The 23129-nt window shown below is 48.5% G+C and carries 20 protein-coding genes and 3 pseudogenes; 10 read left to right on the top strand and 13 right to left on the bottom strand.

The genetic code is table 11. The annotated features are described in order from the left end of the window. Together HWQ15_RS19595 and HWQ15_RS19590 are read left to right on the top strand one after the other, a co-directional pair. Positions 1–1137, top strand: a complete 1137-nt coding sequence (locus HWQ15_RS19595) for a type 1 fimbrial protein (protein ID WP_063147317.1) — start codon at positions 1–3, stop codon at positions 1135–1137. 120 nt (positions 1138–1257) lie between these two features. After that, positions 1258–1815, top strand: a complete 558-nt coding sequence (locus tag HWQ15_RS19590) for an OmpH family outer membrane protein (RefSeq protein ID WP_023300131.1) — start codon at positions 1258–1260, stop codon at positions 1813–1815. On the opposite strand, the gene HWQ15_RS19585 is transcribed toward HWQ15_RS19590, so the two are convergent. After that, positions 1794–3182, bottom strand: a complete 1389-nt coding sequence (locus HWQ15_RS19585) for an MFS transporter (protein WP_063148894.1) — start codon at positions 3180–3182, stop codon at positions 1794–1796. The genes HWQ15_RS19590 and HWQ15_RS19585 overlap by 22 nt on opposite strands. Before the next feature lie 129 nt (positions 3183–3311). Between HWQ15_RS19585 and HWQ15_RS19580 the strand changes: the two genes are divergently transcribed. The 3 genes from HWQ15_RS19580 (at position 3312) to HWQ15_RS19570 (ending at position 5050) form a co-directional block, all read left to right on the top strand. Further along, positions 3312–4241: a LysR family transcriptional regulator gene (locus HWQ15_RS19580; RefSeq protein WP_063148893.1), complete on the top strand. Its 930-nt coding sequence runs from the start codon at positions 3312–3314 to the stop codon at positions 4239–4241. 63 nt (positions 4242–4304) lie between these two features. Beyond that, positions 4305–4571, top strand: coding sequence for a DUF1778 domain-containing protein (locus tag HWQ15_RS19575; protein WP_003857131.1), 267 nt, complete (start codon positions 4305–4307; stop codon positions 4569–4571). Further along, positions 4559–5050: a GNAT family N-acetyltransferase gene (locus HWQ15_RS19570; RefSeq protein ID WP_063148892.1), complete on the top strand. Its 492-nt coding sequence runs from the start codon at positions 4559–4561 to the stop codon at positions 5048–5050. Before HWQ15_RS19575 ends, HWQ15_RS19570 begins: the two co-directional genes overlap by 13 nt. A 170-nt stretch (positions 5051–5220) precedes the next feature. On the opposite strand, the gene HWQ15_RS19565 is transcribed toward HWQ15_RS19570, so the two are convergent. The 4 genes and pseudogenes from HWQ15_RS19565 to HWQ15_RS19555 form a co-directional block, all read right to left on the bottom strand. Continuing rightward, the gene (locus HWQ15_RS19565; protein WP_139153383.1) at positions 5221–5664 is read right to left on the bottom strand and encodes a hypothetical protein; all 444 of its coding nucleotides are present in this window, start codon (positions 5662–5664) and stop codon (positions 5221–5223) included. A gap of 15 nt (positions 5665–5679) precedes the next feature. Further along, positions 5680–5928: pseudogene (locus HWQ15_RS23320) on the bottom strand (hypothetical protein); the annotation flags it as partial. Next, positions 5921–6061, bottom strand: a complete 141-nt coding sequence (locus HWQ15_RS19560) for a hypothetical protein (RefSeq protein WP_162269090.1) — start codon at positions 6059–6061, stop codon at positions 5921–5923. The gene HWQ15_RS19560 and the pseudogene HWQ15_RS23320, both read right to left, overlap by 8 nt. 522 nt (positions 6062–6583) lie before the next feature. Next, positions 6584–7120 carry a hypothetical protein gene (locus HWQ15_RS19555; protein WP_063850159.1) on the bottom strand — a complete coding sequence of 179 codons (537 nt, stop codon included), beginning with the start codon at positions 7118–7120 and terminating at the stop codon, positions 6584–6586. Between the two features lie 127 nt (positions 7121–7247). Here HWQ15_RS19555 and HWQ15_RS19550 point away from each other — a divergent pair, with 127 nt between their 5' ends. Then, on the top strand, positions 7248–8390 hold the full coding sequence (locus HWQ15_RS19550; RefSeq protein WP_063148891.1) for a helix-turn-helix domain-containing protein: 1143 nt from the start codon (positions 7248–7250) through the stop codon (positions 8388–8390). Positions 8391–8497: 107 nt separating this feature from the next. Here the strand turns inward: HWQ15_RS19550 and HWQ15_RS19545 are convergent, their stop codons facing one another. Next, positions 8498–8746, bottom strand: coding sequence for an antitoxin Xre/MbcA/ParS toxin-binding domain-containing protein (locus HWQ15_RS19545; RefSeq protein ID WP_080454250.1), 249 nt, complete (start codon positions 8744–8746; stop codon positions 8498–8500). A gap of 333 nt (positions 8747–9079) precedes the next feature. Between HWQ15_RS19545 and avs4 the strand changes: the two genes are divergently transcribed. After that, on the top strand, positions 9080–13801 hold the full coding sequence (avs4, locus tag HWQ15_RS19540; protein WP_237765802.1) for an AVAST type 4 anti-phage nuclease Avs4: 4722 nt from the start codon (positions 9080–9082) through the stop codon (positions 13799–13801). A 179-nt stretch (positions 13802–13980) separates the two neighbouring features. Further along, positions 13981–14160 (top strand): annotated as a pseudogene (locus HWQ15_RS19535) (transposase); the annotation flags it as partial. Positions 14161–14283: 123 nt separating this feature from the next. On the opposite strand, the pseudogene HWQ15_RS23490 reads toward HWQ15_RS19535, so the two are convergent. The 3 genes and pseudogenes from HWQ15_RS23490 to HWQ15_RS19525 all read right to left on the bottom strand — a co-directional run. Beyond that, positions 14284–14811 (bottom strand): annotated as a pseudogene (locus HWQ15_RS23490) (hypothetical protein); the annotation flags it as partial. A 204-nt stretch (positions 14812–15015) separates the two neighbouring features. Continuing rightward, a complete protein-coding gene (locus HWQ15_RS19530) occupies positions 15016–16308 on the bottom strand; it encodes a glycoside hydrolase family 28 protein (protein WP_063148887.1) in 1293 nt (430 codons plus the stop codon). A gap of 104 nt (positions 16309–16412) precedes the next feature. After that, on the bottom strand, positions 16413–17171 hold the full coding sequence (locus HWQ15_RS19525; protein WP_022648129.1) for a DeoR/GlpR family DNA-binding transcription regulator: 759 nt from the start codon (positions 17169–17171) through the stop codon (positions 16413–16415). 86 nt (positions 17172–17257) lie between these two features. On the opposite strand from HWQ15_RS19525, the gene HWQ15_RS19520 reads away from it, so the two are divergent. Next, positions 17258–17842: an NUDIX domain-containing protein gene (locus HWQ15_RS19520; RefSeq protein WP_022648128.1), complete on the top strand. Its 585-nt coding sequence runs from the start codon at positions 17258–17260 to the stop codon at positions 17840–17842. A gap of 84 nt (positions 17843–17926) precedes the next feature. Further along, a complete protein-coding gene (gene tam / locus HWQ15_RS19515; RefSeq protein WP_032624253.1) occupies positions 17927–18685 on the top strand; it encodes a trans-aconitate 2-methyltransferase in 759 nt (252 codons plus the stop codon). Between the two features lie 6 nt (positions 18686–18691). Here the strand turns inward: tam and HWQ15_RS19510 are convergent, their stop codons facing one another. The 4 genes from HWQ15_RS19510 to HWQ15_RS19495 all read right to left on the bottom strand — a co-directional run bounded on the left by HWQ15_RS19510 (position 18692) and on the right by HWQ15_RS19495 (position 23090). Further along, positions 18692–19882: a cytochrome c biogenesis protein/redoxin gene (locus tag HWQ15_RS19510; RefSeq protein ID WP_063148886.1), complete on the bottom strand. Its 1191-nt coding sequence runs from the start codon at positions 19880–19882 to the stop codon at positions 18692–18694. Between the two features lie 135 nt (positions 19883–20017). Beyond that, complete coding sequence (locus HWQ15_RS19505) at positions 20018–21313, bottom strand: ATP-binding protein (RefSeq protein WP_032624255.1); 1296 nt, start codon at positions 21311–21313, stop codon at positions 20018–20020. After that, a complete protein-coding gene (locus tag HWQ15_RS19500) occupies positions 21310–22050 on the bottom strand; it encodes a response regulator (RefSeq protein WP_023300109.1) in 741 nt (246 codons plus the stop codon). The genes HWQ15_RS19505 and HWQ15_RS19500 overlap by 4 nt, the downstream gene beginning before the upstream one ends. 44 nt (positions 22051–22094) lie before the next feature. Next, entirely contained in the window at positions 22095–23090 is a 996-nt protein-coding gene (locus tag HWQ15_RS19495; protein WP_063148885.1) for an alpha/beta fold hydrolase, read from the bottom strand. Between the last annotated feature and the right edge of the window lie 39 nt (positions 23091–23129).

Below are 23129 nucleotides of genomic sequence, written 5' to 3'. Positions count from 1 at the left end.
ATGTCAAAATATTTATATTATCTGGTGTTATTGCTGGGGCCAGTCCCACTATTAAGTCATGCAGCCTGTAACCGGGATAACGGCGATGATGTTACCGTTACGACGATCCCATTACCCTCGAAACTGTTGGTCAGTGCGAAAAATTATACCTTTGGCGAAGTGTTATACGATTCTGGATATATCAGCGGGACGGATGGGGATGTCACGATTAAAAACTGTAGCAGGGATTATTACGTAGGATTTCATTATAACCCGACTCATTTAGCGTCGGCGTCGCCGGTGGGAGATAATATCTACCCGACCACGATACCGGGTATCGGCATTAAGACCTACACGCTTAACCAGGCCGGTCCGTATGATTATGAACGTGCGGTTGATAACTCATGGCAGTCCGGCGATGGCGAGAGCAGCCATACGCTGGCGGGCTCGGCCTATCGTGTGCAGTTGATTGCGACGGGGGGTACAATCCCGGGCGGTAATCTGGCCCTCGAGAGCGGCAAACTGGCGACGGTGGAATTTCGTGAAGGGCAAAGCAGTTCGGATAACGGTGATAATGCGTCAGAAGTCTATTTGTCAAATACACAGATAGAAGTCTATGCGATGGGATGCTCAGCATCCGTTTCTTCCCTGCTGTTTAATATGGGCGATGTGGATACCTCTGCGTTTGATAATCTTAAGATGGTGGAAGGACCCGAACAGGATGTTGGTCTGAGCTGTCAGCCAGGCACCAACGTGACCTTGACCATCAACGGGCCGCTTGCCGAGGGCGACAACGATGATGGTTCAGTGATTGCTTTAGACCAGTCTGAATCGGGTACGACGGCGACCGGTGTGGGGGTCGTGATATCAGCCTATCAACCGGCGCTACGCAGTTTTACCTACTGGGCCATTGGTCAGGAGGTACAAGCTTTTAATTCCAGTCGTGTAAAAGCCGCATCACAAGGCAGTGGGCTGGCTGCCGATGGTACCGCGCTTGCTGATATCGGCTCCGCAACCACCTATAGCGATCCGGCAAATACAGGCGGGGCCGGAGAGTCTGAAACCTTACGTTTTAAAGCGTGGTATTACAAAACCAGTGACGTTGTCACGCCAGGGCAAGCAAATGCCACTGGGACAATCACCCTTAAATATAATTGATACCTTTGATCATGACAGGGGGTAGCGCTGCGGTTTATTTTTGTACACCTCTGCGCTACCGTTATGTGTTTCTGTCGTGTACATTTCCTCTGCGACCCTATTTATTCGGTGGAACTGACAATGATTACTAAACGGTCTGAGCCACGCTTTTCATTCATTCTGTTAATTTTTGTGTGTCTTGTAGGATTATATTCTTTTAACGGTCACCTTAAGCCTCACGCCGGACAAAAAGGGGTTGCATGTATTTCTTACAAGCGGATCCTGCGTGAATCACCGTTACTGGCACAGGAAAAAAAGCAGAACGAAATACTTCTCGCATTAGCTAAAAAATCCGCGCTTGAAGTTGAGAAAAAATATTACGCTCTGCCAGAACCCTTGCGCCGTGAAATGAAAGCGATCGATGATATGAGTAAAAACACGCAACTGCGGGCAGAGCAGGGTCGCCTGCGGCATATAAGCCAGCGAGTCATATCTGATACCGTTGAAAAATACAGAATAGATCATCACTATTCGGTCGTTTTCAATAAAGATAGCGCCTCTACAGTGGATTATGGTCACGACATCAGTAATGAAATCATTAATGAATTACAGCATGTAAAAGTGGTGTACGGGCCGCGCCCTAATTTTGAAGATGCGACCCGGGAGCTTTTGCTCGCTCAACCTGTTTCCGCAGGATGAGTGATTTTACGCAGTCGGCTCGCGCTGACGATGACCGCTACCGCAGAAGCCGCCGCAGCGATCCACAGTGCAGCATGAATTGCTCTCTCATTTGTCGCCAGCAGTACGCCCACAGCGGCGGCCCCCAGACACTGCCCGAACGTGCGCATAATGGATAACACACCGGATGCATAGCTCGCATAGTCACGACTAACGTTTGAGAGCATTTCCCGGTTATTGGGACTCTGAAAGCAGCCAAATCCCATCCCGCAAACCAGGCTTCGCAGGCAGATATCCCACATCGAAGGGCTGGCGGGTAACGTTGCCAGCAGAATCAAACCGACGACAAAAATCATCAGCCCCAGGGTTGAAATCACCGGGGCTGAAATCGTGTCCGCCCACCGGCCTGCATGCGGCGCAATCAGCACGATCCCGAGCGGCCACGGCGTAAATAGCAGGGCAGAAATCACCGGACTGTAGCCGTATTCGCTCTGAAACAGGAAGGGCAGCGCAATAAAGGTGATACCCTGGCTGACAAAAGCAATCATCGACGTTAAGGCCGCGAGGGTAAAACGTTCATTTTTGAATATGGCTGGCGGCAGTAAGGGGTTATCCGTGCGGCGGATCTGCCAGATAAAAGCCATGCCGCTCAGCGCAGCGAGAACCGTCCAGCAAAGACTACCTGTGTGATAAGTAGCATCCTGGAGGCTGTTCGCCGCCACGATCGTCGAACCCAACAGCAGCGCCGACAATATGGCGCCCAGGGTGTCAAAGGGCGCTTGCTTTCGAACCGCATCCCGCGGCAGCGCTTTGACCGCCAGCAGCAAGGCGAGGGTGCCGGGAAGAACGTTTATCGCAAAAAGCCATTGCCAGCTCAGGGTGTGAAGGATCGTACCGCCCAATACCGGGCCGATAGCGGAGCTGGAGGCGATGAGCAGGGCGTGCAAACCCAGAATGCGGCCAAGCAATCGTTCGGGAAATACGGACCGCAGTATCGCGGGAGCAATACTCAGCGTCGCTGCGCCGCCGATCCCCTGAAGCACGCGCATACCGATAAGCACTTCGGGCGTTTTCGCCAGCGCGCAACCCAGCGATGTCAGGGTAAAGGTCGTCAGGCCTGCCAGAAATACGGGGCGATAACCCAGGCGGGCCGCAAGCGCCGCGAATATCGCCAGCGTCATTGCAGCCGCCAGCAGATACCCGTTGGCGAACCAGACGGCATAACTGGCTGGCACCTGCATCTCCTGAGCCATGGAGGGCAGGGCAATGTTGATCATGGTGCCATCAAACACGCCCATTAACGTGGTGGTCATTATCGCGGCCATCACCCGTGCGCGCGTCGGGCCAGGCAGTCCATCGTCACCGGGTTGGCTGGAAAAAAGCATCATCTTGTTGTCCTTAGAGAAGAGTGTGTGGATGACAAAACTATAAAGATGGCTTTTGCAGGGCGGAAGGCGCACCATTTACACTTTATCGTTGCATGAAACGCCTTATCTGAATATGCAGGGAGGAAGGAGATGTCCGAACCCGATTTTAATTTGTTGATAGCACTCGACATATTGCTGAGCGAAGCGAGCGTGGCAGGCGCGGCACGTCGTCTGAACCTCAGCACCTCGGCAATGAGCCGGACATTAAGCAGGTTACGCGACGTCACTGGCGACCCGATTCTGGTGCGCGCCGGACGTAACATGGTACTGACCCCGTGGGCCGAAGCGACCCGGGACCATGCCAGGCGTGCAGTGCACGAGGCCAGGGCGGTATTACAGCCCTCAACTGAAACGTTCAGCGCGCGAAGCCTGGCGCGACTTTTTACCATCAGGGCAAACGATGGTTTTGTGGTGGCGTTTGGGCCTGCGCTTATAGCGGCTGTGGCCGACGCCGCGCCGGACGTCTGTATACGCTTTGCGCCTAAGCCGGAAAAAACGTCGCGCTATCTTCGGGAAGGGCTGGTTGATCTGGAGATTGGCGTCCAGAGTAATATGGGGCCTGAAATACGGCTGCAACGACTGTTTGAGGATCGGTTTGTGGGCGTCGTGCGTAAGGGGCATCCGCTGGCTAAGCAGGCAGAAATAGGGGTGAAGGATTATGTCGCCTGGGGCCATGTGGTAGCGTCACCCGAGGGTGCACTGCACGGATCCGTTGACGATGCGCTGGCCGAACTCGGAACAAAACGTAAAATCGCGAGCGTCGTACCGGGATTTCCGACGGCGCTGTCCGTGGCGGTGGCATCGGATCTTATCGCCATGATACCCGCTCTCTATTTACTCAATCAGCAGGTAACGGACCAGGTACAGGTTTTCGAGCTGCCGTTCAAAAGCCGTCTAATTACGGTATCACAGATGTGGCACCCAAGAATGGAACGCGATCCCGCGCACCGCTGGCTGAGAGAGCAAATTCTTGCGATATGCAGAGTGAAGAAGTCAGACATGATTAAGGGACCTGTATAGCGATTGCTATACGCGCCGCTTATGCTATGCTTGTAAAGCAATTGCTATACAAGAGGTATACCCATGAAATCAGATGTTCAACTCAATCTTAGAGCCAAAGAATCCCAGCGGGCGCTTATCGATGCCGCCGCAGAGATCCTCCATAAATCACGTACTGACTTCATTCTGGAGATGGCCTGTCAGGCAGCCGAAAATGTGATCCTCGATCGGCGTGTATTCAATTTTAACGATGAACAGTATGCAGAGTTCATTGATATGCTTGATGCCCCGGTCGCCGACGATCCTGCCATAGAAAAACTGCTGGCAAGGAAACCTCAGTGGGACGTGTAACCCCCCCAGAGCCCTTATCCAGCGTCCATCAACTGGCGGAGTTCGTCAGTGGAGAGGCCGTGCTTGACGAATGGTTAAAACAAAGAGGTCTGAAAAACCAGGCGCTTGGCGCAGCCCGAACGTTTGTCGTTTGTAAAACGGGCACAAAGCAGGTCGCGGGATTTTACTCTCTGGCTACCGGCAGCGTTAACCATACGGAAGCGACAGGTAATTTGCGGCGTAACATGCCGGATCCCATTCCCGTGATTATTCTTGCCCGTCTGGCTGTCGATGTCTCAATACGCGGAAATGGGTTGGGAGCCGATTTACTCCAGGATGCGGTTTTACGCTGTTATCGGGTAGCAGAGAATATTGGGGTGCGGGCGATCATGGTTCATGCACTCACTGAGGACGCCAAAGCGTTTTATATCCACCATGGTTTTAAAGCATCGCAGACTCAGGAACGGACACTGTTTCTCAGGCTTCCTCAGGAGCGATAGTCGGATCGCCGCACGTAGCGGCGGGATTTTAATGGAATGAATGTTTAGCGCGTCTGGCTGATAAGCTTGCGCCAGACTCTGTTATGCAAAGTAAATAGCAGCATCTTATAGAAAGCGGTAGAGAGGATACATCTTACGCTGGCGGTGCTAAGCCTGGTATTAACGGCAGCCTATCTGCTGGCCGCGCTGAGCGGTAGTTCTTCTCCGGGCGTCAGTCTGACCGCGGCACTGGTAAGTATTGTCATGCTTGGGCTTAGCGGTATCTGTATCCGCACGGCACGCATGCTACCTTTGCCAATCATAAACATCGTCACTCCGTTGATGCCAGCGAAGAGCAGGGCGATCAGCACGACCCACACGAATACGCGCTCTGCTGGCTGGCCGAGTGCGGCGAGTACGCCATACCCCAGCCACAGTTGCGGAATGGCGAAACTGACAATCACCCCGAGCGTACTGACCGCCGCCGGAATACCCATGGTATGTAGCCCCACAGGCTTAACCATATCTTCAGCCAACTGCGTCTTAAGCTGCTGCAACTGTGTCGGGGCGGCATTTTTTATGCTGGCGGACACCTCGTTACAATATTGCAGGCGACGGGTTAAAACTTTAAACATTTATATACTCAGCGTTTAGTTAGGTAAAAATGACTGCAGCACACCAACTACATAACGCCCTGACTGGACGGTATTTTGTGGGTTGCGGATAGTCCCTGTGAGTGAACTCCCCACAAAGGCCGATGCGTTGTTGACCGCACTCATTAACTCGCGCTGCAGTGATTTTTGTAACGATTCGCTGGGGAAACGTTTCGGATAAACACCTGCACGGATCGCGGCCTTTACGCCAGCACTGGAGATGCCAGGATTCTGCGCTTTAATAATCGTTACGTGTACAGTCGAGCTGCGCGGCTAGCTTTTTAAAGTCGATATCAGTACCGGCCTGTAGGCCAAGGCTTCGAGAGACATCATAAGAGGGAAGGGTGCTGTCAGGCGACTGCTGACCGGGTATATTCATCAGAGAGCTCCTTCATCCCGTGAGGACTGTGAATTAGCAGGGTAATTTATTGAAAAATTTATGATTCCAACCTTAAGACTTAGATAATAGCAGCGTTAACTCAGCGATCAAATCACAAACTCATTATCACCACAGATCATTTAACTTATGTTGGGTAAAACTTGGTTCACAAATTAAAAGTTAGCTTATCGGTTGTTCTGCAAGGTTTTTTTAACGTCTATCGCCCATTTTTCCCACGCTTACTTCATGAACTAACAGTAAACAAGCATCTTTAGTCACTTTTTCCCTATCTGACCACCTCCGGTGAACAACTCATACATCGACGTTTTGCTAACCGAGGATATTTTGATTTTTGCCAGTCGTAACGGTTCGAAAAAATAGATAGTGTCATGGTTTAGAAGTCCTTATAAACCGCTTTGGGTCCCCTAAAATATTTTTATTCTAGTTATCTTGATAGCTGATTTAGAATTTTCCAATTCCGGACATAGACCAATACTTAACCTGACTTTTTTCATCACTCCACTAATTTAAGACTATCCATGCTGTTTTCCTTTGCCAAAAATCCTGCTCAGTGGCAACACGCATTCGAATAAACGCGGCTTCAGAAAAATCAGTAAACGCCTGCGTAAATGGCAGGTATACCAGGATTTGCCATTCATCATCGATTTCCCTTGCAGCGTAAGGATGATGAATTTCACCGTCTTCGCCAACCCGGTCGATGCGAAAGAGACGCTCATTAGGATATGTCTGCTGTTCTGATAAATAACGGATAAAAGTTTTTATCACCTCGCTCGGATACTCCGGATGAATGTTTTGCTCAAAGTCGTCAGTCAACGACTCCAGAATGGCTTCTTTCTCGCTTCGATAGCAGGTGCGAATACTGGTTTCATCAAAAACCTCTTCTGGTACCGCGTATGGTGGGCCGTTATACCAATGTTCATCACGCGATGGATCGATTTCAATTGCCAGAATCGTCCGTATTCCCACATCTGTGCATTGCCATAACTGGGCAGTGCATGTCAGAAAGCGCATTCCAATTTGAAAGTCTGCAATTTTCATATCCAAATCCATTTTTCGATTTTTCGATTTTTCAGCTGACTTGCCACCTATATAACACTACCAATTTGAGTAGACTGGGGGAATACTTGATGCAAGCAAACGTACACCAGATTGGATAGAGGGGACTATGAACGAAACCATCGAAAAACTGATTGCCAGTGGAAAAGAAGGGCCATGGTGGGACTTTAAACAAACCTACCACCAAAACAATGCCGCTCTTATTCACGATATCCTCTGTATGGCAAACGTCCTGCATGACGGTGACCGGTATCTGATTTTTGGTGTGACTGATGAAGGGCTGATTGTCGGCGTGCCGGAAGATGGTAAGCAACTTAACCAGGCAAATTTAATCGATCTGTTAAGAAAAGTGAGTTTTGCAGAACACCATTGTCCGGATATTCAGCTGCACCACATCACACTCCAGCATAAAGTGCTGGCTATTCTACAAATTCGTAATGTCAGAATGAAACCTTATTATCTGACCCAAGACTATAGCAAAGAGGGAAAAACTGTCAGAGCCGGTGTCGTTTACACCCGGCAACAGGATGCCAATACGCCCGTAAATGGCTGCGCCAGCCCAGGAGATGTCATGGCCATATGGAGAGAGCGCTTTAACCTGGACCTGGCACCCGCCGACCGTATCGTCAGACTGCTTCTGGATTACGACAACTGGGAATACGACGGTATCAGCGAGGCCTATTATCGATTGGATCCGGATTACGCCATTCACATTGGTGATATTGATGAAGACATGGGAGGACAGCATTGGTGGTCAACAATTAGTATTGAGCAACCGTTCCAGTACGAATACATACTCAAATATCGTGGGCGAGTACTCGAGCGAGTCCCAATCGTACATTACAGAAATGAAGGTTTAAAGTTTCCCTTTCCAGAGATGGACACGCTGGCTTATCCAGAAAAAAGGGATGGATTCGTGACAGCTTATTATGCAGACGTTTTTTACTTTGTGAAAAACAGCTTACAGTACAATCTGTTAAGTCATATCAGAGAATTTCACTCCCTGCCTGGCCGTCATTCAGGCATAACTATGCCGTTAACCACCCAGACCAAACCGCCGATTATCGAGCTGCCATTCATGGTGTTTGAGAACGCAGTGGAAAAAGAAGAAAAGCTGAAGTTAATTCAAAGTCAGCTTGCTGATTTTTGTCCGGACGGCATGCCTGATACAACCTCGATGAAAACTAACCCGGAACTAAGAATGGAAGTAGAGAGACAATTTTCCTGGTGGGTTTTTAACCATATACGTTGAGCCGAAGCCAGTAACAGCCGTGCAAAAAAACTCGCACCAATGGTGCGAGAAATCGTCTGACGGTAAAGGAAAATATGCTTTCAACTTCACCATGGGCCATAAAGGAATCAAGAAAAAACGCCATATTCGAGCTGACCAATCAGGTCTATGACGGCTTGCACACCATCCTCTGTCGTTAAAAGAGAAACCGAAGCAACATTGCCCAGCCCCTTGACTGGCATGTTCAGCCAATTAAGCGCATCCTGTTTTCTGCCCCCGAAAAGCAACATTGCGGCATTCGTCACTCGCTGTAATTGGGCGTCGTATTTACTTTCCCGCTCCAAAACGTGTTTCCTGGAATGATTCTGAGATGGCATATAAAAACCTGTAACTATCTATTTTGATTAGCGTCGGATTTAGACAGGGTATACCGTTTGCTGTCATGCCTGCACCAGATGCAAGGATAAGTGAAGTCTCCAGCTAGGTTCTGTCCCGAAGTTGCTTAGCTCAACAATCTTGACTTGTTTCTTTCGACATTAGTTGACCTACTTTTGCAAATGATTAACTATGTACTCAGTTATGTCGCGTTAAGCAGAGAAGGGCTGATTTTGAACCAAAGCGAGACTTTACTATTTTACAAAAGCCTCCAATAGTCATTGCAAATGATATCGTTTCAATATCAGTTATTACTTAAAGAGGATAGAGTAAAATTGATTAAGACAGATTGGGATATATTTAAAGCAAAATTTTCAACAAATCCACAAGACGCTTTTGAATGGATGTGTTATCTCCTTTTTTGCAATGAATTTCGAGTGAAAACTGGAATTTTTCGATATAAAAATCAATCGGCAATAGAAACCAATCCAGTTTCCTCAAATGGAGTTAATGTTGGTTGGCAAGCTAAATTTTATGAAACAGCATTATCCACTCACAAAAATGAATTACTAGAAACGATTACAAAAGCGAAACGTGATTACCCTGATTTAAATAAAATAATTTTTTATACGAATTCAGAGTGGGGTCAAAATAAGGGAAAGGAACCACAAGGAAAAATAGAAGTAGAAACGAAGGCAAAAGCAAACAACTTAGAAATTGAATGGAGATGCTGTAGCTTTTTCGAATCGCCGTTTGTTGTCGATGATTGTAGCCGGATCACTTCGTACTTCTTCAGTCGTTCTGATAATTTACTTACACTTTTGGCGTCATTTGAATCTCATACCCGTTCAATTCTTGACGATATTGAAACTGCTATAACCTTTAGTGATAAAGATGTTTCAATCAATCGCTCTAATATTTTATCCGAAATTGAAAGGTCAGATACTGGCGCGTTAATTATAAGTGGAGAAGGCGGCACAGGAAAAACGGCTCTAATAAAAGAGCTTTATGGCAATAAAGGTCAGGGAGAGGTCTTTTATGTCCATAAGGCGACGGAATTTTCTGTTAGCAACTTGAATGAGTTTTTGCCGGGTGTTTTTTTAAATGATTTTATTGAAGCACATGAAGGTGCTGATAATAAAACAGTTGTCATTGATTCTGCGGAACACTTAATTGCTCTAGAGAATACCAATCCTATTAAAGAGTACCTATCCAGTTTAATTAAAGCCGGATGGAGAGTGTGGTTCACCACGAGAAACATCTACTTGGATGATTTAATATTTCAACTATATGAAGTGTACAAAATTAGTTTTAAATCAATACACCTAGAAAATCTGAATGAAGATACATTATTTGAGCTTGCTAAAAAACATGATTTTGTCATCCCTGATGATAAAAATCTCAAAGCTCTCATATTGACCCCATTTTATCTCAGAGAGTATTTGAGATATTATCAGGAAAACAAAGTTGCAAGCTACTTTGAATTCAAAGAGTCTTTATGGCCAAGAGTCATTGCAAAACGGTCACCACAACGAGAACAATTTTTTATACATCTTGCCGAAGAAAGAGCTAATTCCGGAAGATTTTTCGTCATTCCAGACGCTAGCTACTCAAATGAAACAGTAGAAAAATCGTTGGTTTCAGATGGAATAATTAGCTATGAGTCCACTCGTGGATATTTTATTACTCATGATATTTATGAAGAATGGGCGCTCGATAAATTCGTCGAGAGCAACTTTTTATCCTCAGAAAATGCAGAAATATTTTTTGATAGAATACAACAATCTTTGCCCATAAGAAGAGTTTTCAGGCGGTGGTTATCAGAAAAGCTTAGTGCGGCTAATGAAGAAGTTAGCCATCTTATTGTTGAATCCTTGTCATCTCATGAAATATCCAATTTGTGGAAAGATGAAGTTCTCGTTTCCATGCTTCTATCCGACTATTCCGATTACTTTTTTAACGTTAATAAAGATTCACTATTGGAAGACGACTTGCGGCTTCTCAAACGTATATGCTTGTTGATAAGAATAGGGTGCAAGGAGATAGATAATAGCTTTTTTGATAGACTTGGTGTGAGAGCGCCAGATATTTTATCAATGGAATATGTAATAACCAAGCCGAAAGGAAACGGATGGAAATCGCTTATCAAGTTCATTAATGACAATCTCGAAAAAATAGGTGTTAATAATCTTAATTTTGTATTACCTGTTCTCTACGATTGGAACTGTCACAACAAGTCTGGAGATTCAACTAAACATTCCAGCATAATTGCATTATCGTATTACAAATCATCAATCGAAGATAATGTCTATATTGGTGATAGCGATAATGATTTTTCCAAGAATTTAATCCTCACCATTCTTTATGGGGTAGGTGAAATTAAAAACGAGTTGGAAGCTATCATTGATGAAATAATTATAAATAATTGGAAGAAACATAACGACCCATATCATTTAATGAGTGAATTCATTTTAACAAGAATGGAATGCTTTAATGTTGCTATAGTAATTCCGGAAAAAGTGATCGCTCTTGCCAAATTTCTATGGATGTATGAATCACCAAAAAGCGATGATTATTTTTATAGTTCAAGATTAGAGATAGATCATGAATTTGGCATTGAGAATGGACATCAAGACTATTATCCAGCCAGTGCTTATCAAACCCCCATATACGCTTTACTGCAAACTAATTTAGGATTAACATTAAACTTCATTACTGAACTAATAAATTATGCTTCAAAAAATTATGCAGAATCGAGCCTTGATAAGGGCCAGATTGAAACAGCGAAACTGTTACTGGATGATGGGAAGAAAATTTATCTCCCTATTTCAAATCGTCTTTGGTGCATGTACCGAGGTACACAGGTAAACCCTGATTTATTAGAATCAATATTAATGTCACTAGAACGTTTCTTTCTTGAGAGAGGAAAAAATACCAAAGCTCAAACACTTGAATATTATCTAAACTATATCTTAACTAGATCTGAGTCTTCTGCACTCGTGGCAGTTGTCGCAAGCATTGTATGTGCGTTTCATGAGAAAACATTTAATGTAGCTAAAATACTATTCAGGACAAAAGAGTTTTTCTTCTTTGACACATCTCGAATGATGCTGGATCAAACACATAAAACTCAGCTTACTTCGCTAAAAAATTTTAGCATCAACCGAATAAATGAACATCACGAAAATGAAAGGATAAGTGCCTGTGACCAAAAACATCGGAAACTATCATTAGAAAGTATAGCGCTTCACTACCAGTTTTTTAGAACAGAGGAAGTAAGCGAGGAAGAATCAGAGAAAAGGCTTCAGGAAATTTGGAAGATTCTTGATGTTCACTACACAGATTTACCAGATAAAGAACAAGAAAGTTATCAAGATAAAACATGGCGTTTATATTTGGCCCGTATGGACAAAAGGAAAATGTCACCTGAAGTGAAGGAAGTAGAAAATGGCATAGCAATTGATTTCAACCCAGAGATTGATTCAGAGCTTAAGGAATATAGTGAAACGTCTCTGCGAGAAGCGAGCAAACCGTTTACATATTCCGGTTTAAATATTTGGGCTGATAGCAGACTCTATAATAGAGATAATTACAAAAAATATGAATCCTATGAAAATGACCCACTGACTGCTTTGGGCGAGGCAAAAGAAATATGGAATCAACTTTCAGAAGGTAACATGGGGGAGGAATTACTATTTTGTCGAGCCACACCATCGTATGTGTGCGCTGTGTTATTGCGAGACTTTAAGGAAAAATTAGCAAAAACCGAACTAGAATTTTGTAGGGAAGTCATATTTGAATATGTAAACATCGTTAACAATGATGATTACATGCACCAGATCGGCGACGGCCTTGTTCCTGCTTTATTTGTGCTCCCAATATTAATAGAAGATTTTCCGGACGAACGACTAACTATCAAGCTGCTATTAATCAAAGCGCTAATGAGGCATGATTCAATATCTATGATGGGAATGGACAGGATAAGTTCAGTAGCCATTCAAGCAGTTCAGCACCTGTGGAATAAAGACCCTCAGTTCATGAAATCGCTGTACGTTGGTTATTTAGTAATATCTCAAAAATATAGAGATGTTCGGGAGCGTTTAAAACAAGAAGCATATAAGCAGCACAGATATGAAATTAACGACAAAGACTTTGAGCATGAGTTATCTAATGAATTAGAGAGTGTAGTGAGAAGTATTGAAGATGAAACCATCACGGAATCCGCAATAGACAATATTGAAAGCATAGATAATGATATATTGATAACTGCTTTTCAGCTTGCACTAGTGGATGGCGAACACAAGAAACCAGTACCATTTGCTGAGGAAATTATTGGGATAATTTCACAACAATTGCTTTCACGAGACAGAAAAGATCGGATTGATTATACCTTCAGACTTCAATTTTTAAAGCACTATGCCCGTTTTATCCTTCATCTAGAGAATAGCGAGAAGGACAAATACCTTAAGTGTTTTACCGCTAATTTTACCTTAAGTGAAGGTATGGCAGATTTGCTAAATGAATTTGTTAGCGCTGAAGACTCATTGAATATGCCGGACTCATTTTGGTATGTTTGGAGTATATTTAAAGGCCACGTCATTGATTCAATAAACAATCAAGGTTGGAAACATGATAAAGATCGCATAATCGAATCCTTTTTATTTGCAAGAGTCCCTTGGCAGGATGAAGCAAAAACATGGCATACATTTTCACCGGAGAATAGATTATTTTTTAGTGATTTAAGCGGTAAGATAGGTGGTGAATCATCTTTTATTTATAGCATCTGTAAACTCCTTTGTGGCATAGGAAGCGAATTTTTAGATGACGGGATTTATTGGATCAGTCATGCAATTAAGACCTTTGATATCGATTTATCCCAAGATAAATCAGGGAATACACTATTTTTGTTGGAAAGATATATGAGAAGATATCTATACAAAAATCATGACAAAGTTAGACGAACACCAAATCTAAAAGCACAGTCAATGGTTGTTCTGGATTTTCTAGTCGAGCAATATTCCATTACCGGTTACCTTCTTAGAGAAGATATAGCCTAGCGAGAATGCTTGCCGCACAATCCTCTACCCAGAGAAGTTCAATTACCCGATTTCTCCAACCATTGGTTGGAGAAATCAGTGGGAAGCTATGTGGTATTGTTGTAAGTATCCCGCATAATCGTGCCATTCATATTTAGAGATCATCCGGCATAATCAATCTTCCAACGAAGGAGATCGCGATGCGTAAAGCCCGTTTTACTGAGAATCAGATCATCGCTGTGATTAAGTCGGTTGAAGCCGGACGAACCGTTAAAGATGTCTGCAGGGAGGCTGGTATCTCTGAAGCCACATACTACAACTGGAAGTCCAGATACGGCGGCATGGAGGCCTCTGATATTAAAAAGATCAAGGACCTTGAGGGTTTGACGATATCCAGCGGCGTAGCAACGGGGGGTGAATGAGGTGCGGAGGTGAGTATCGTTGATTCCGGTTGCAGGTGAATCAACGAAGACGCCTTTCGACGTTCGGCGAGTGCTAAATGTTGTTAGACTTCGAAAGCGCTTATAGGTCATGCCATTGTTCATTTGACGAGAATGAGCAAGAGAGCGAAATTCTTCTTTTTGTATCGATAACCGACTCATTAACTGTGTGGCAAGCTGTGTAAGTTCTTTAGGCGAGCCATCCATATGCCTCGATGAGATATACGTGTTAATCAGATATCTGATAAATCGAATAACCGCATGCGCATGCCGGATGTTTGTACGACGTTGAGGCGTGGTCTGTGTAGACCCGATGGTTAACACTGGTGCACATGAACACCCATTTTCCAGATAATGAAAAAGGGCCGTCAGTTCTTCAATAGCGATCAATGGATTGTGGTACGAGGAATAGAAACTGAAGCAAAACGTCACGCCATATTTCTGGTGCCAGAATTCATAAAAAAACTTGAGCGCTTGAAGTGAAGCGGATTGTGTGGCTGATGAACGCAAAGCCAGCTGGTCTACAAGATATTGTAGTGGGTATAAAAGCGGCTGACACATATGAGTATGAAGAAAGTAACCAGCAAACATAACGTCCTGCAAGAAGAAGATGGAGTGCAGGGTAAGTGTATGATTAATCTTGGTCCGCGGATGGTTATGAACTAAATGGATGGCGGACTATATTTAACATAATATACATTATGCGCACTTAGATTGAATGCGAGTAAATCCAGCCAGTTCAGACCCATCCTTGTTCTGCTCATTCCGCGCATCATGTCCCTCTGTTCTGTGCCATCAACGTTCATAACTGTCGTTACGGTCTTGCGTGATCTCCACGGCAGTCACCTGTACATCCTTAAAGCGCAGCCCATCCACACCAGAAATTTTCCCGAACTCTGACGCGTCAATCAAAATCCCCTCCAGCGTTAACCCAACCACAGGACGCTCCGGATATCCCTCGATGAAAAATGCCCGCGAAAAGCATTTGCTGTCTGATCGACGCGCCGTCATATTTTTAATCGTCAGTCCGCTCACCGCAGTAAGACCGGCTTCGCCCTCAACACCTTCAGCCAGTTTGCGCCAGTGTTCTGGTTTATCAGATAAATTGCTCTGGTCGCCATAGCTATACTGCGGAAACCAGTTCAGCTGGATCAGCACCGGAAAACGCACGTCCGTAAGCCGTAGATTTTGTACGGTGATATCACGGATAAATCCGCCCCGGTTGCGAGCAGATTTAATGCGAAACCCGACGCCCGTTCCGTTAAACGCGTTATCTTCTATCAGGACGCGTTCAATGCCACCTGAAGTTTCACTCCCCAGTGTGATCCCGGATCCCTTATTCAGCGTACATCCTCGAATCACTATATCCCGCGCGGGACGTGCATTTTGCGCCGCTTCGCGTCCTCGTCCTGATTTGATGCAGATATTGTCGTCATTGCAGGACACAATGCAGCGTTCAATCCGCACCTGTTCGCAGGAGTCGACGTCAATCCCGTCGGTGCTCGGCCCCGCAGAATTGCTGATTTGCACGCCCTCAACCGCGATATGGCGCGAATAACAGAGGTGCATGTTCCAGAATCCGGACTCCCGACTGGTAAAATCACGCAGCAGAATGCTCTGGCTTTCAAAGACCAGAATATTGCGCGGGCGCTGACAGTCATAATCAACAACCCAGCGCAATCCTCTTGCGCTGTAATCGCCGACCATGCCGCTGCGCTCGTCATCGCCCCAGTAGCGCTGCCACCAAATTGCACCCTGCCCGTCTATCGTGCCTGTACCGGTAATGCTGACGTTTTCACAATCGATGATATTTATAATGCCTGCCGGCCAGCGCATATCAATGCCGGCCACCCGGGTATTTATCAGGGGATAATCAGCCAGATCCTGGCTTCCAACGAGCTGTGCGCCAGCGTCCAGGCGAAGTGAAACACCGCTTTTCAGAAACAACGCGCCGGTCAGAAAACGGCCTTGCGGAATAACGATGACATCGTTCTGTTGAGCACTATTTATGGCCTGCTGAATGGCGGACGTTGCCAGGCGTTGAGCGGTTGGGTCCGCGCCATACGCCAGAATGGAGATCGCTTTCATGGCTTTTCCTTAAACAGATGAAAGCCTTAGTCTAGGAATCCGCGTGATGGATAACCTTTGTCTGTTTGACAGCCACGCAGTCAGGCTGGCAAAAAAGCGGATATTTACTGGCTGGCGATCACCGCAACGCCCTTTTCTTTCATAGCGTTGACCCAGCGTTCATCCGTTGTGTTTTCAACAACGAGCGTATTCACCAGCGACAAATCGCCAATCACAAACGCTGAGGCCGTGTTGATCTTTTCCGGTGAGGCCAATACCACCGTTTCCGCCGCTCTGCCGGAAAATGCACGTTTGATGCATGCTTCTTCATAATCTCCGGTGGTCAGCCCGGCCTCAGGATGCACGCCGGTGACACCCATGAAAAACAGATCCGCATGAATATTGTTGATGCCTTCAATAGCGGCCGCGCCGACCGTGACGATGGAGTGTTTATACAAACGACCGCCAATCAGGATCACCTCTATGCACGGATGGTTGACCAGCCCCAATGCAATACCCGGGCTGTGCGTCACCACGGTTACCCGCAAATCTGGCGGCAAGAAGGTAATAAGTTCTGAGGTGGTCGTCCCGCCATCAATGATCACCACCTGCCCCGGTGAAATGAGCTGCGCGCCCCGACGTGCCACGCGTTTTTTTGCATCCATTTTAACGGACTGACGCTCGGCAAAAGGCGCAATCGCTGAAGATGCCGGAAGCGCGCCGCCGTGGACACGCTGCAAACGCCCTTCTGCCGCCAGTTCACGTAGATCCCGGCGGATAGTGTCCTCAGACACCGAGAAAAAGAGGCTGAGCGCAGTTGACTGGACCTGGCCTTCCGCCTCCAGCTTTTCCAGAATCAACTGTTTACGCTGACTTGTGAGCATGAATTATTCCTGATGTTGCACGATAATTATTGTAATTACACGAAAATGCTGTTTATGATGCATACTCTACGAGAGGAGAGCCAAACGTGCAATCAAAACGTGCAGATATACGCATCATCAACAGCGAAACGTTGTCCGACAACTGGTATAACCTGAAAAAATACACTTTTGACCTCCAGCGCAGCGATGGTGACTGGCAGCGGCAAGAGCGTGAAGTGTATGACCGCGGGAATGGCGCGACGATCCTGCTCTATAATCGCGACAGCAAAACAGTCATTCTTACACGTCAGTTTCGTTTCCCTGTGTTTATCAATGGTCACGAAGAGGATCTCATTGAGGCGGCTGCCGGGTTGCTCGATAACCTTGACCCGGAAAGCCGGATTAAGGCCGAAGCGGAAGAGGAAACCGGGTATAAGGTGACGCGCGTAGAGAAAATTTTTGAGGCCTATATGAGCCCGGGCTCCGTTACCGAAAAACTCTACTTCTATCTGGCGGAATATCACCCGCAGGATCGGACCAGCGCGGGCGGCGGCGTTAAAGCAGAGGGGGAAGATATCGACGTGCTGGAAATGACGCTGGACGACGCGCTTCGTGGCATCGAGAATGGCCAGATCGTCGACGGTAAAACCATCATGCTGCTTTATCACGTGGCCCTGAAAGGCATTTTATAATCTCACGTTTATCCGGATACCTGCCCCTGAGCAGGTATTTGCCTGTGCTATTCTTGCTGAACACCTCAACATGGAGATGCGAAAATGGCCGACTGGGATCCTTCTCTGTATCTACAATACAGCGCAGAACGCACACGTCCCGCCGCTGAGTTACTGGCCCGGGTGCCGCTTGCTGACATAACCTCTGGCGTGGATTTGGGCTGCGGGCCAGGCAACAGCACCGCGCTGCTGAAACAACGCTGGCCTTCAGCGCAGATAGCCGGTGTGGATAACTCCCCGGCGATGCTGGAGGAAGCCCGACAGGCCCTGCCAGACTGCCACTTTGTTGAATCGGATATCCGTCACTACAAACCTGACCAGCCTCTCAGCCTGATCTACGCCAACGCTTCCCTGCAATGGATCCCGGACCATTACCACCTTCTGCCGCATCTGGTTTCACTGCTCCAGTTAAACGGCGTGCTGGCGATACAAATGCCTGACAACTGGCTTGAGCCGACGCACGCCCTGATGCGTGAAGTTGCCTGGGAACAGGGCTACCCCGATCGTGGCCGCGAGCAGCTGCCGGGTATTCATGCCTACTATGATATTCTGACGGACGCGGGATGCGACGTGGATATCTGGCGCACCACCTACTTTCATCAGATGAGTTCTCATCAGGCGATTATTGACTGGGTCAGCGCGACGGGGTTACGGCCGTGGCTGCAGGATCTCAACGAGAGCGAGCAGCAAAACTTTCTGAAACGCTACCTCGAGCTGCTGGAAGAGCAGTATCCGCTCCAGGAGAACGGGCAGATACTGCTGGCTTTTCCGCGCCTGTTTATGGTTGCTCAGCGGGTTCCGTAAGCCGAATCAGGAACGCGCTTCCTTGAGCAAATGCTGAATTACAGCCTCCTGCTTGTCGTAGTTGCCTTCGCCAAACGAGGTGTAACGCAGTTGCCCTTTCGCATCGTAATAGTAATGTGCTGGCCAGTACTGATTACCGAACGCGCTCCAGATTTTGTAGTTATTATCCGTCACTACGCGGTACGGCAACTGCCATTCGTTGACCGCGTTTTTCACCGATGATAACGGCTTTTCCCAGGGGTATTCAGGGGTGTGGACGCCAATCACCACCAGACCTTGTGACTCATATTTCTTCGCCCAGTCTCGAACATGCGGAAGGGTATGCTGGCAGTTGATACAGTCCCAGGTCCAGAAATCGATAAGCACAACTTTCCCCCGCAAGGCCTTAGACGTGACAGGGTCACCGTTTACCCAGCCCGTACCGCCGCTTAATGTCGGTAGCTGGCTGCTCGGCATTGCGTCAGCGATCGGTCGCAGTTTCACCTGCGTGGAGGTTGGTTGCGCAAGGCTCAAGAGAGCGTTTTCCAGCTGGTCGGTAATACCGCTGGCGCCTTTCAGGACCGACGTCATTCCTGAGGCGTTGAAAGCCACGGCGGCTAACATCATCACCCCTGCGCCCTGACGCAGACGCTCCATCAATGCGGATTTGGCTCTCAGAGGGGTTATCAGCTTACGGCCCCCCGCGACAAGCAGCCCCAGCATCAACGCGCACCCACTGCCGTAAGCGGCTAACAGCGCTCCGGTTGCGATGGCCGAGTGGCCAGTAATGTTAATGCCGAAGATCGCCCCGAGAATCGGTCCTGCACAGGGGGACCACAGAAGTCCAACGGCCAGCCCTGCCAGAAAAGCCGAAAACATGCCGTGTCGCTGAACGCTGTGGGTGTTAAGAACGTTCCCCGCGCTGACCGCCGGGCTGGCAATGCGCTGAGCGAACTGCGGGAAGATCAGGGCCAGGGCGGCAATGCTCAGTACCAGCAGCGCAATCCAGCGACCGATAACGGTGGCGTCAGCGATCCAGTCACTGGCAACCGTTACTACCATCGCCACAAACGTGAACATCACTATCATTCCCGCCAGAAGCGCCAGAATGTGTTTGCGCTGCCCCTGAAAGCCGGCGAACAGCAGAGGAATAACGGGAAGCGTGCACGGACTGAGCAGGCTAATCATGCCGCCTAAAAAAGCGATTATCAGAAACATAACGACCTCACGATACAGTTGCTGCGAAGGTGCAGTGATGTCATTTCACCCTGCGAATGTGTTCAGGCCGTGTGCAAAAAACTGAATTTTGTCTGCCTTCGTATCCGCACGGCGCGCAGATACACAGGCGTACAATTAAACGCGCGGAAGAGTCACGCTTACGGCCAGCCCGCCCTCTGCCCGGTTTGCAAGATGCAATTTCCCGTCAAGCTGGGCGGTGAGCTGCGCGGCAATGGCGAGGCCTAACCCGGTGCCGCCCGTTTCGCGGTTGCGCGACGTTTCAACCCGGTAGAACGGCTGTAACACCGCCCCCAGTTCTGCCTCCGGGATGCCGGGGCCGTTATCCATAATGCGGATCGCTACCTGCCTTTCATCTTCATCAATCTCTATTACCGCGCTATGGCCAAACTTGAGCGCATTATCCAGCAGATTGGTCATTACCCGGCGCAATGCCTGGGGGCGGGTGACGATCGGCAGACGTGTACTGCGTGCATGAAACTGCACGTTTTTACCAATGTCCTGATAATCACTGGCGATGCTGTTAACCCACGCGTTCAGCTCCAGCTTAAGCGTGGTCTCTTTCAGTGATTCTGATGACCGGGCATAGGCAATACCTTCTCGTACCAGGCGCGACATATTATCCAGGTCGCTCAACAACTTATCGTGGAGTTCGGGCTGATCCGCCATTTCGACCCGCAGCTTCATACGCGTGATGGGCGTCTGAAGATCGTGAGAAATGGACGCCAGAATCTGCGCGCGTTCACGCAGATAAGTTTGTATCCGCGACTGCATCTCATTAAAAGCCTGCGCCGCCTGTCGCACCTCAACCGGACCTTTTTCAGTCATAGGAGAATGGGCCGCAGGATCGAGGGAATCAACCGCGCGCGTGAATTGCAGGAAAGGCCGGACAACCTGGCGCACGGCAATCCAGGAGCAGAGCGCGACAAGTAACAACTGAAGAACCAGCACCACGGGTAACCAGCTGGCGACTGGCGGCATGCGCGGGATCAGATCGATAGTAAGCGGTGCGCCGTCGCGGAGCGTCAGATGGGCCTGAATGTGGGAAACAGGCCCCGGCACTGCCGTAAACTGGAGCGGATATTGAACTGAAAGCGTCTCTTTCAGGGTGCGAATCGCATCCCGCGAGCGCTTGTCCGTTGGCGCAGCGCCAGCCTCGCCGGGACCAAGGATATAACGATAATTACCGCGACCGAGCCGTTCCAGCCACTCTGGCCGCTCTTTGGCCGGAAGCCGGTCGAGAATGGCCACGCTGGTCGCCACGTCATTCTCAAGATTGCCCAGCATAACCGTGCGCGCGCTGTGCATTCGCTCAACCATGACCAGCGTCAGGCTGAGCGCGTTAGCCAGCAAGAGTCCAAGCAGCACAATGATCAGCAGCCGGGCCAGTAAGGTGCGGGGCCACAGCGTCATTCATTGGCCTCGACGATGGTCACCGGCATAGTAAAAACGTAGCCTTCGCTGCGAACGGTTTTAATGTAGGCTGGCGAGCGGGCATCTTCATTCAGGCGCTGTCGCACGCGGCTCACCAGGAGATCAATCGAACGCTCAAACAGCTCGGCATCACGTCCCTGCGTCAGGTTCAGCAGTTGATCGCGGGTCAGCACCCGTTGAGGATGATCGAGAAATACACGCAGAAGGCGATATTCCGCCCCGCTGAGCGCCACAACCATCCCCTCGTTATCAATCAGATGACGCGCCACGGTATCCAGCTGCCATTCACCGAACACCACCAGGCGCCCTGCCTCGGTCACCTGAAGATTAGGCGGCATAGTACGAAAACGGCGCAGGATAGTTTTGATACGCGCCAGCAGTTCGCGGGCCACAAACGGTTTTACCACATAATCGTCGGCGCCCATCTCCAGTCCCAGGATCCGGTCCATGTCCTCGTTGCGCGCGGTGAGCATCAGGATCGGCAGATCCTTATGCCTGCTGCTGCGCAGCTGTCGACACACCGTCAGGCCATCATCACCGGGCATCATCACGTCCAGCACCACCAGGTCGATATGCTGTTTGTCGAGCACTACGCGCATCTCTTTCCCGTTCGCCGCGCCAGAGGCGTGGTAGCCGGATTTCACGAGGTAATCGACAATCAGTTCACGAATATCCCTGTCGTCATCGACGACAAGGATGTGATCAATATGCTCCACCGCAGGCTCCTGATTAAGAGGTAACGGATTGAAAATAGCACATATCAGAGCTTATCCGCGTCGACAACGGCTTTAACAAAGTTCTGCGGATCTTCCTGCGGCGGGTTGTGGCCAACTGTTGCGCCGAAAGTACGGTGCACATATTTTCCGGTGAATTTCCCCGCATAGGCTGCGGGTGCAGGATGTGGTGCTCCGTTGTTACCGCCCTCGATGGTGATGGTCGGCACCGTAATGTTCGGTAGCGTAGCCAGTTTCTGTTCGTAGGCGTCATATTTCTGCTCACCCTTCTCCAGCCCCAGACGCCAGCGGTAATTACTGAGCGTGACGGCAACGTGGTCCGGGTTATCGAGGGATTTGGCGCTCGCATTGAAGGTGGCATCGCTGAATTTCCAGTCAGGCGAAGCCTGGGACCAGATCAACCGGGCAAAATCGTGTGTATTTTTAGCATAGCCTTCCGCCCCGCGCGGCGTGGCGAAATAGAACTGATACCACCACTGAACTTCTGCCTTCGGCGGTAAAGGCTGTTTGCCAATCGCCTGGCTGCTGATCAGGTAGCCACTTACCGAGACCAGCGATTTCACCCGTTCCGGCCAGAGCGCCGCAACGATATCCGCCGTACGTGCACCCCAGTCATAACCGGCAAACACCGCCTGTTTGATATCCAGGGCGTCCATCAGGTTGACGATGTCTTTCGCCATTGCCGAAGGCTGGCCGTTTCGCGGCGTTTTATCAGAAATAAAGCGCGTGGTGCCGTACCCGCGCAGGGATGGCACAATGACACGATACCCCTTCGCGGCCAGCGCGGGGGCAACTTCCGCGTAGCTGTGAATATCGTACGGCCAGCCATGCAGCAGGATCACTGGTTGCCCGTCTTTCGGCCCGATATCGACATAACCGACGTTCAGATCGCCGGCGTTAATTTGTTTTACCTGGTTAAAAGCCGACGCGTAATCCTTACCCGTCGCTTCTGCCTGACAGGACATTAAGGTGCCAAGCGAAACGGTCAGTGCGACTGCTGAATATGCGAGTTTGTTAAACATGATGTTATCTCCGGGTGAGTTCAGTTGACGGAGATATAA

The organism is Enterobacter sp. DSM 30060 (assembly GCF_013375955.1).
Taxonomy (GTDB): domain Bacteria; phylum Pseudomonadota; class Gammaproteobacteria; order Enterobacterales; family Enterobacteriaceae; genus Enterobacter; species Enterobacter intestinihominis.
Note: the sequence above shows the minus strand (reverse complement) of the source record. Positions and strands in the feature narration are given on the sequence as shown.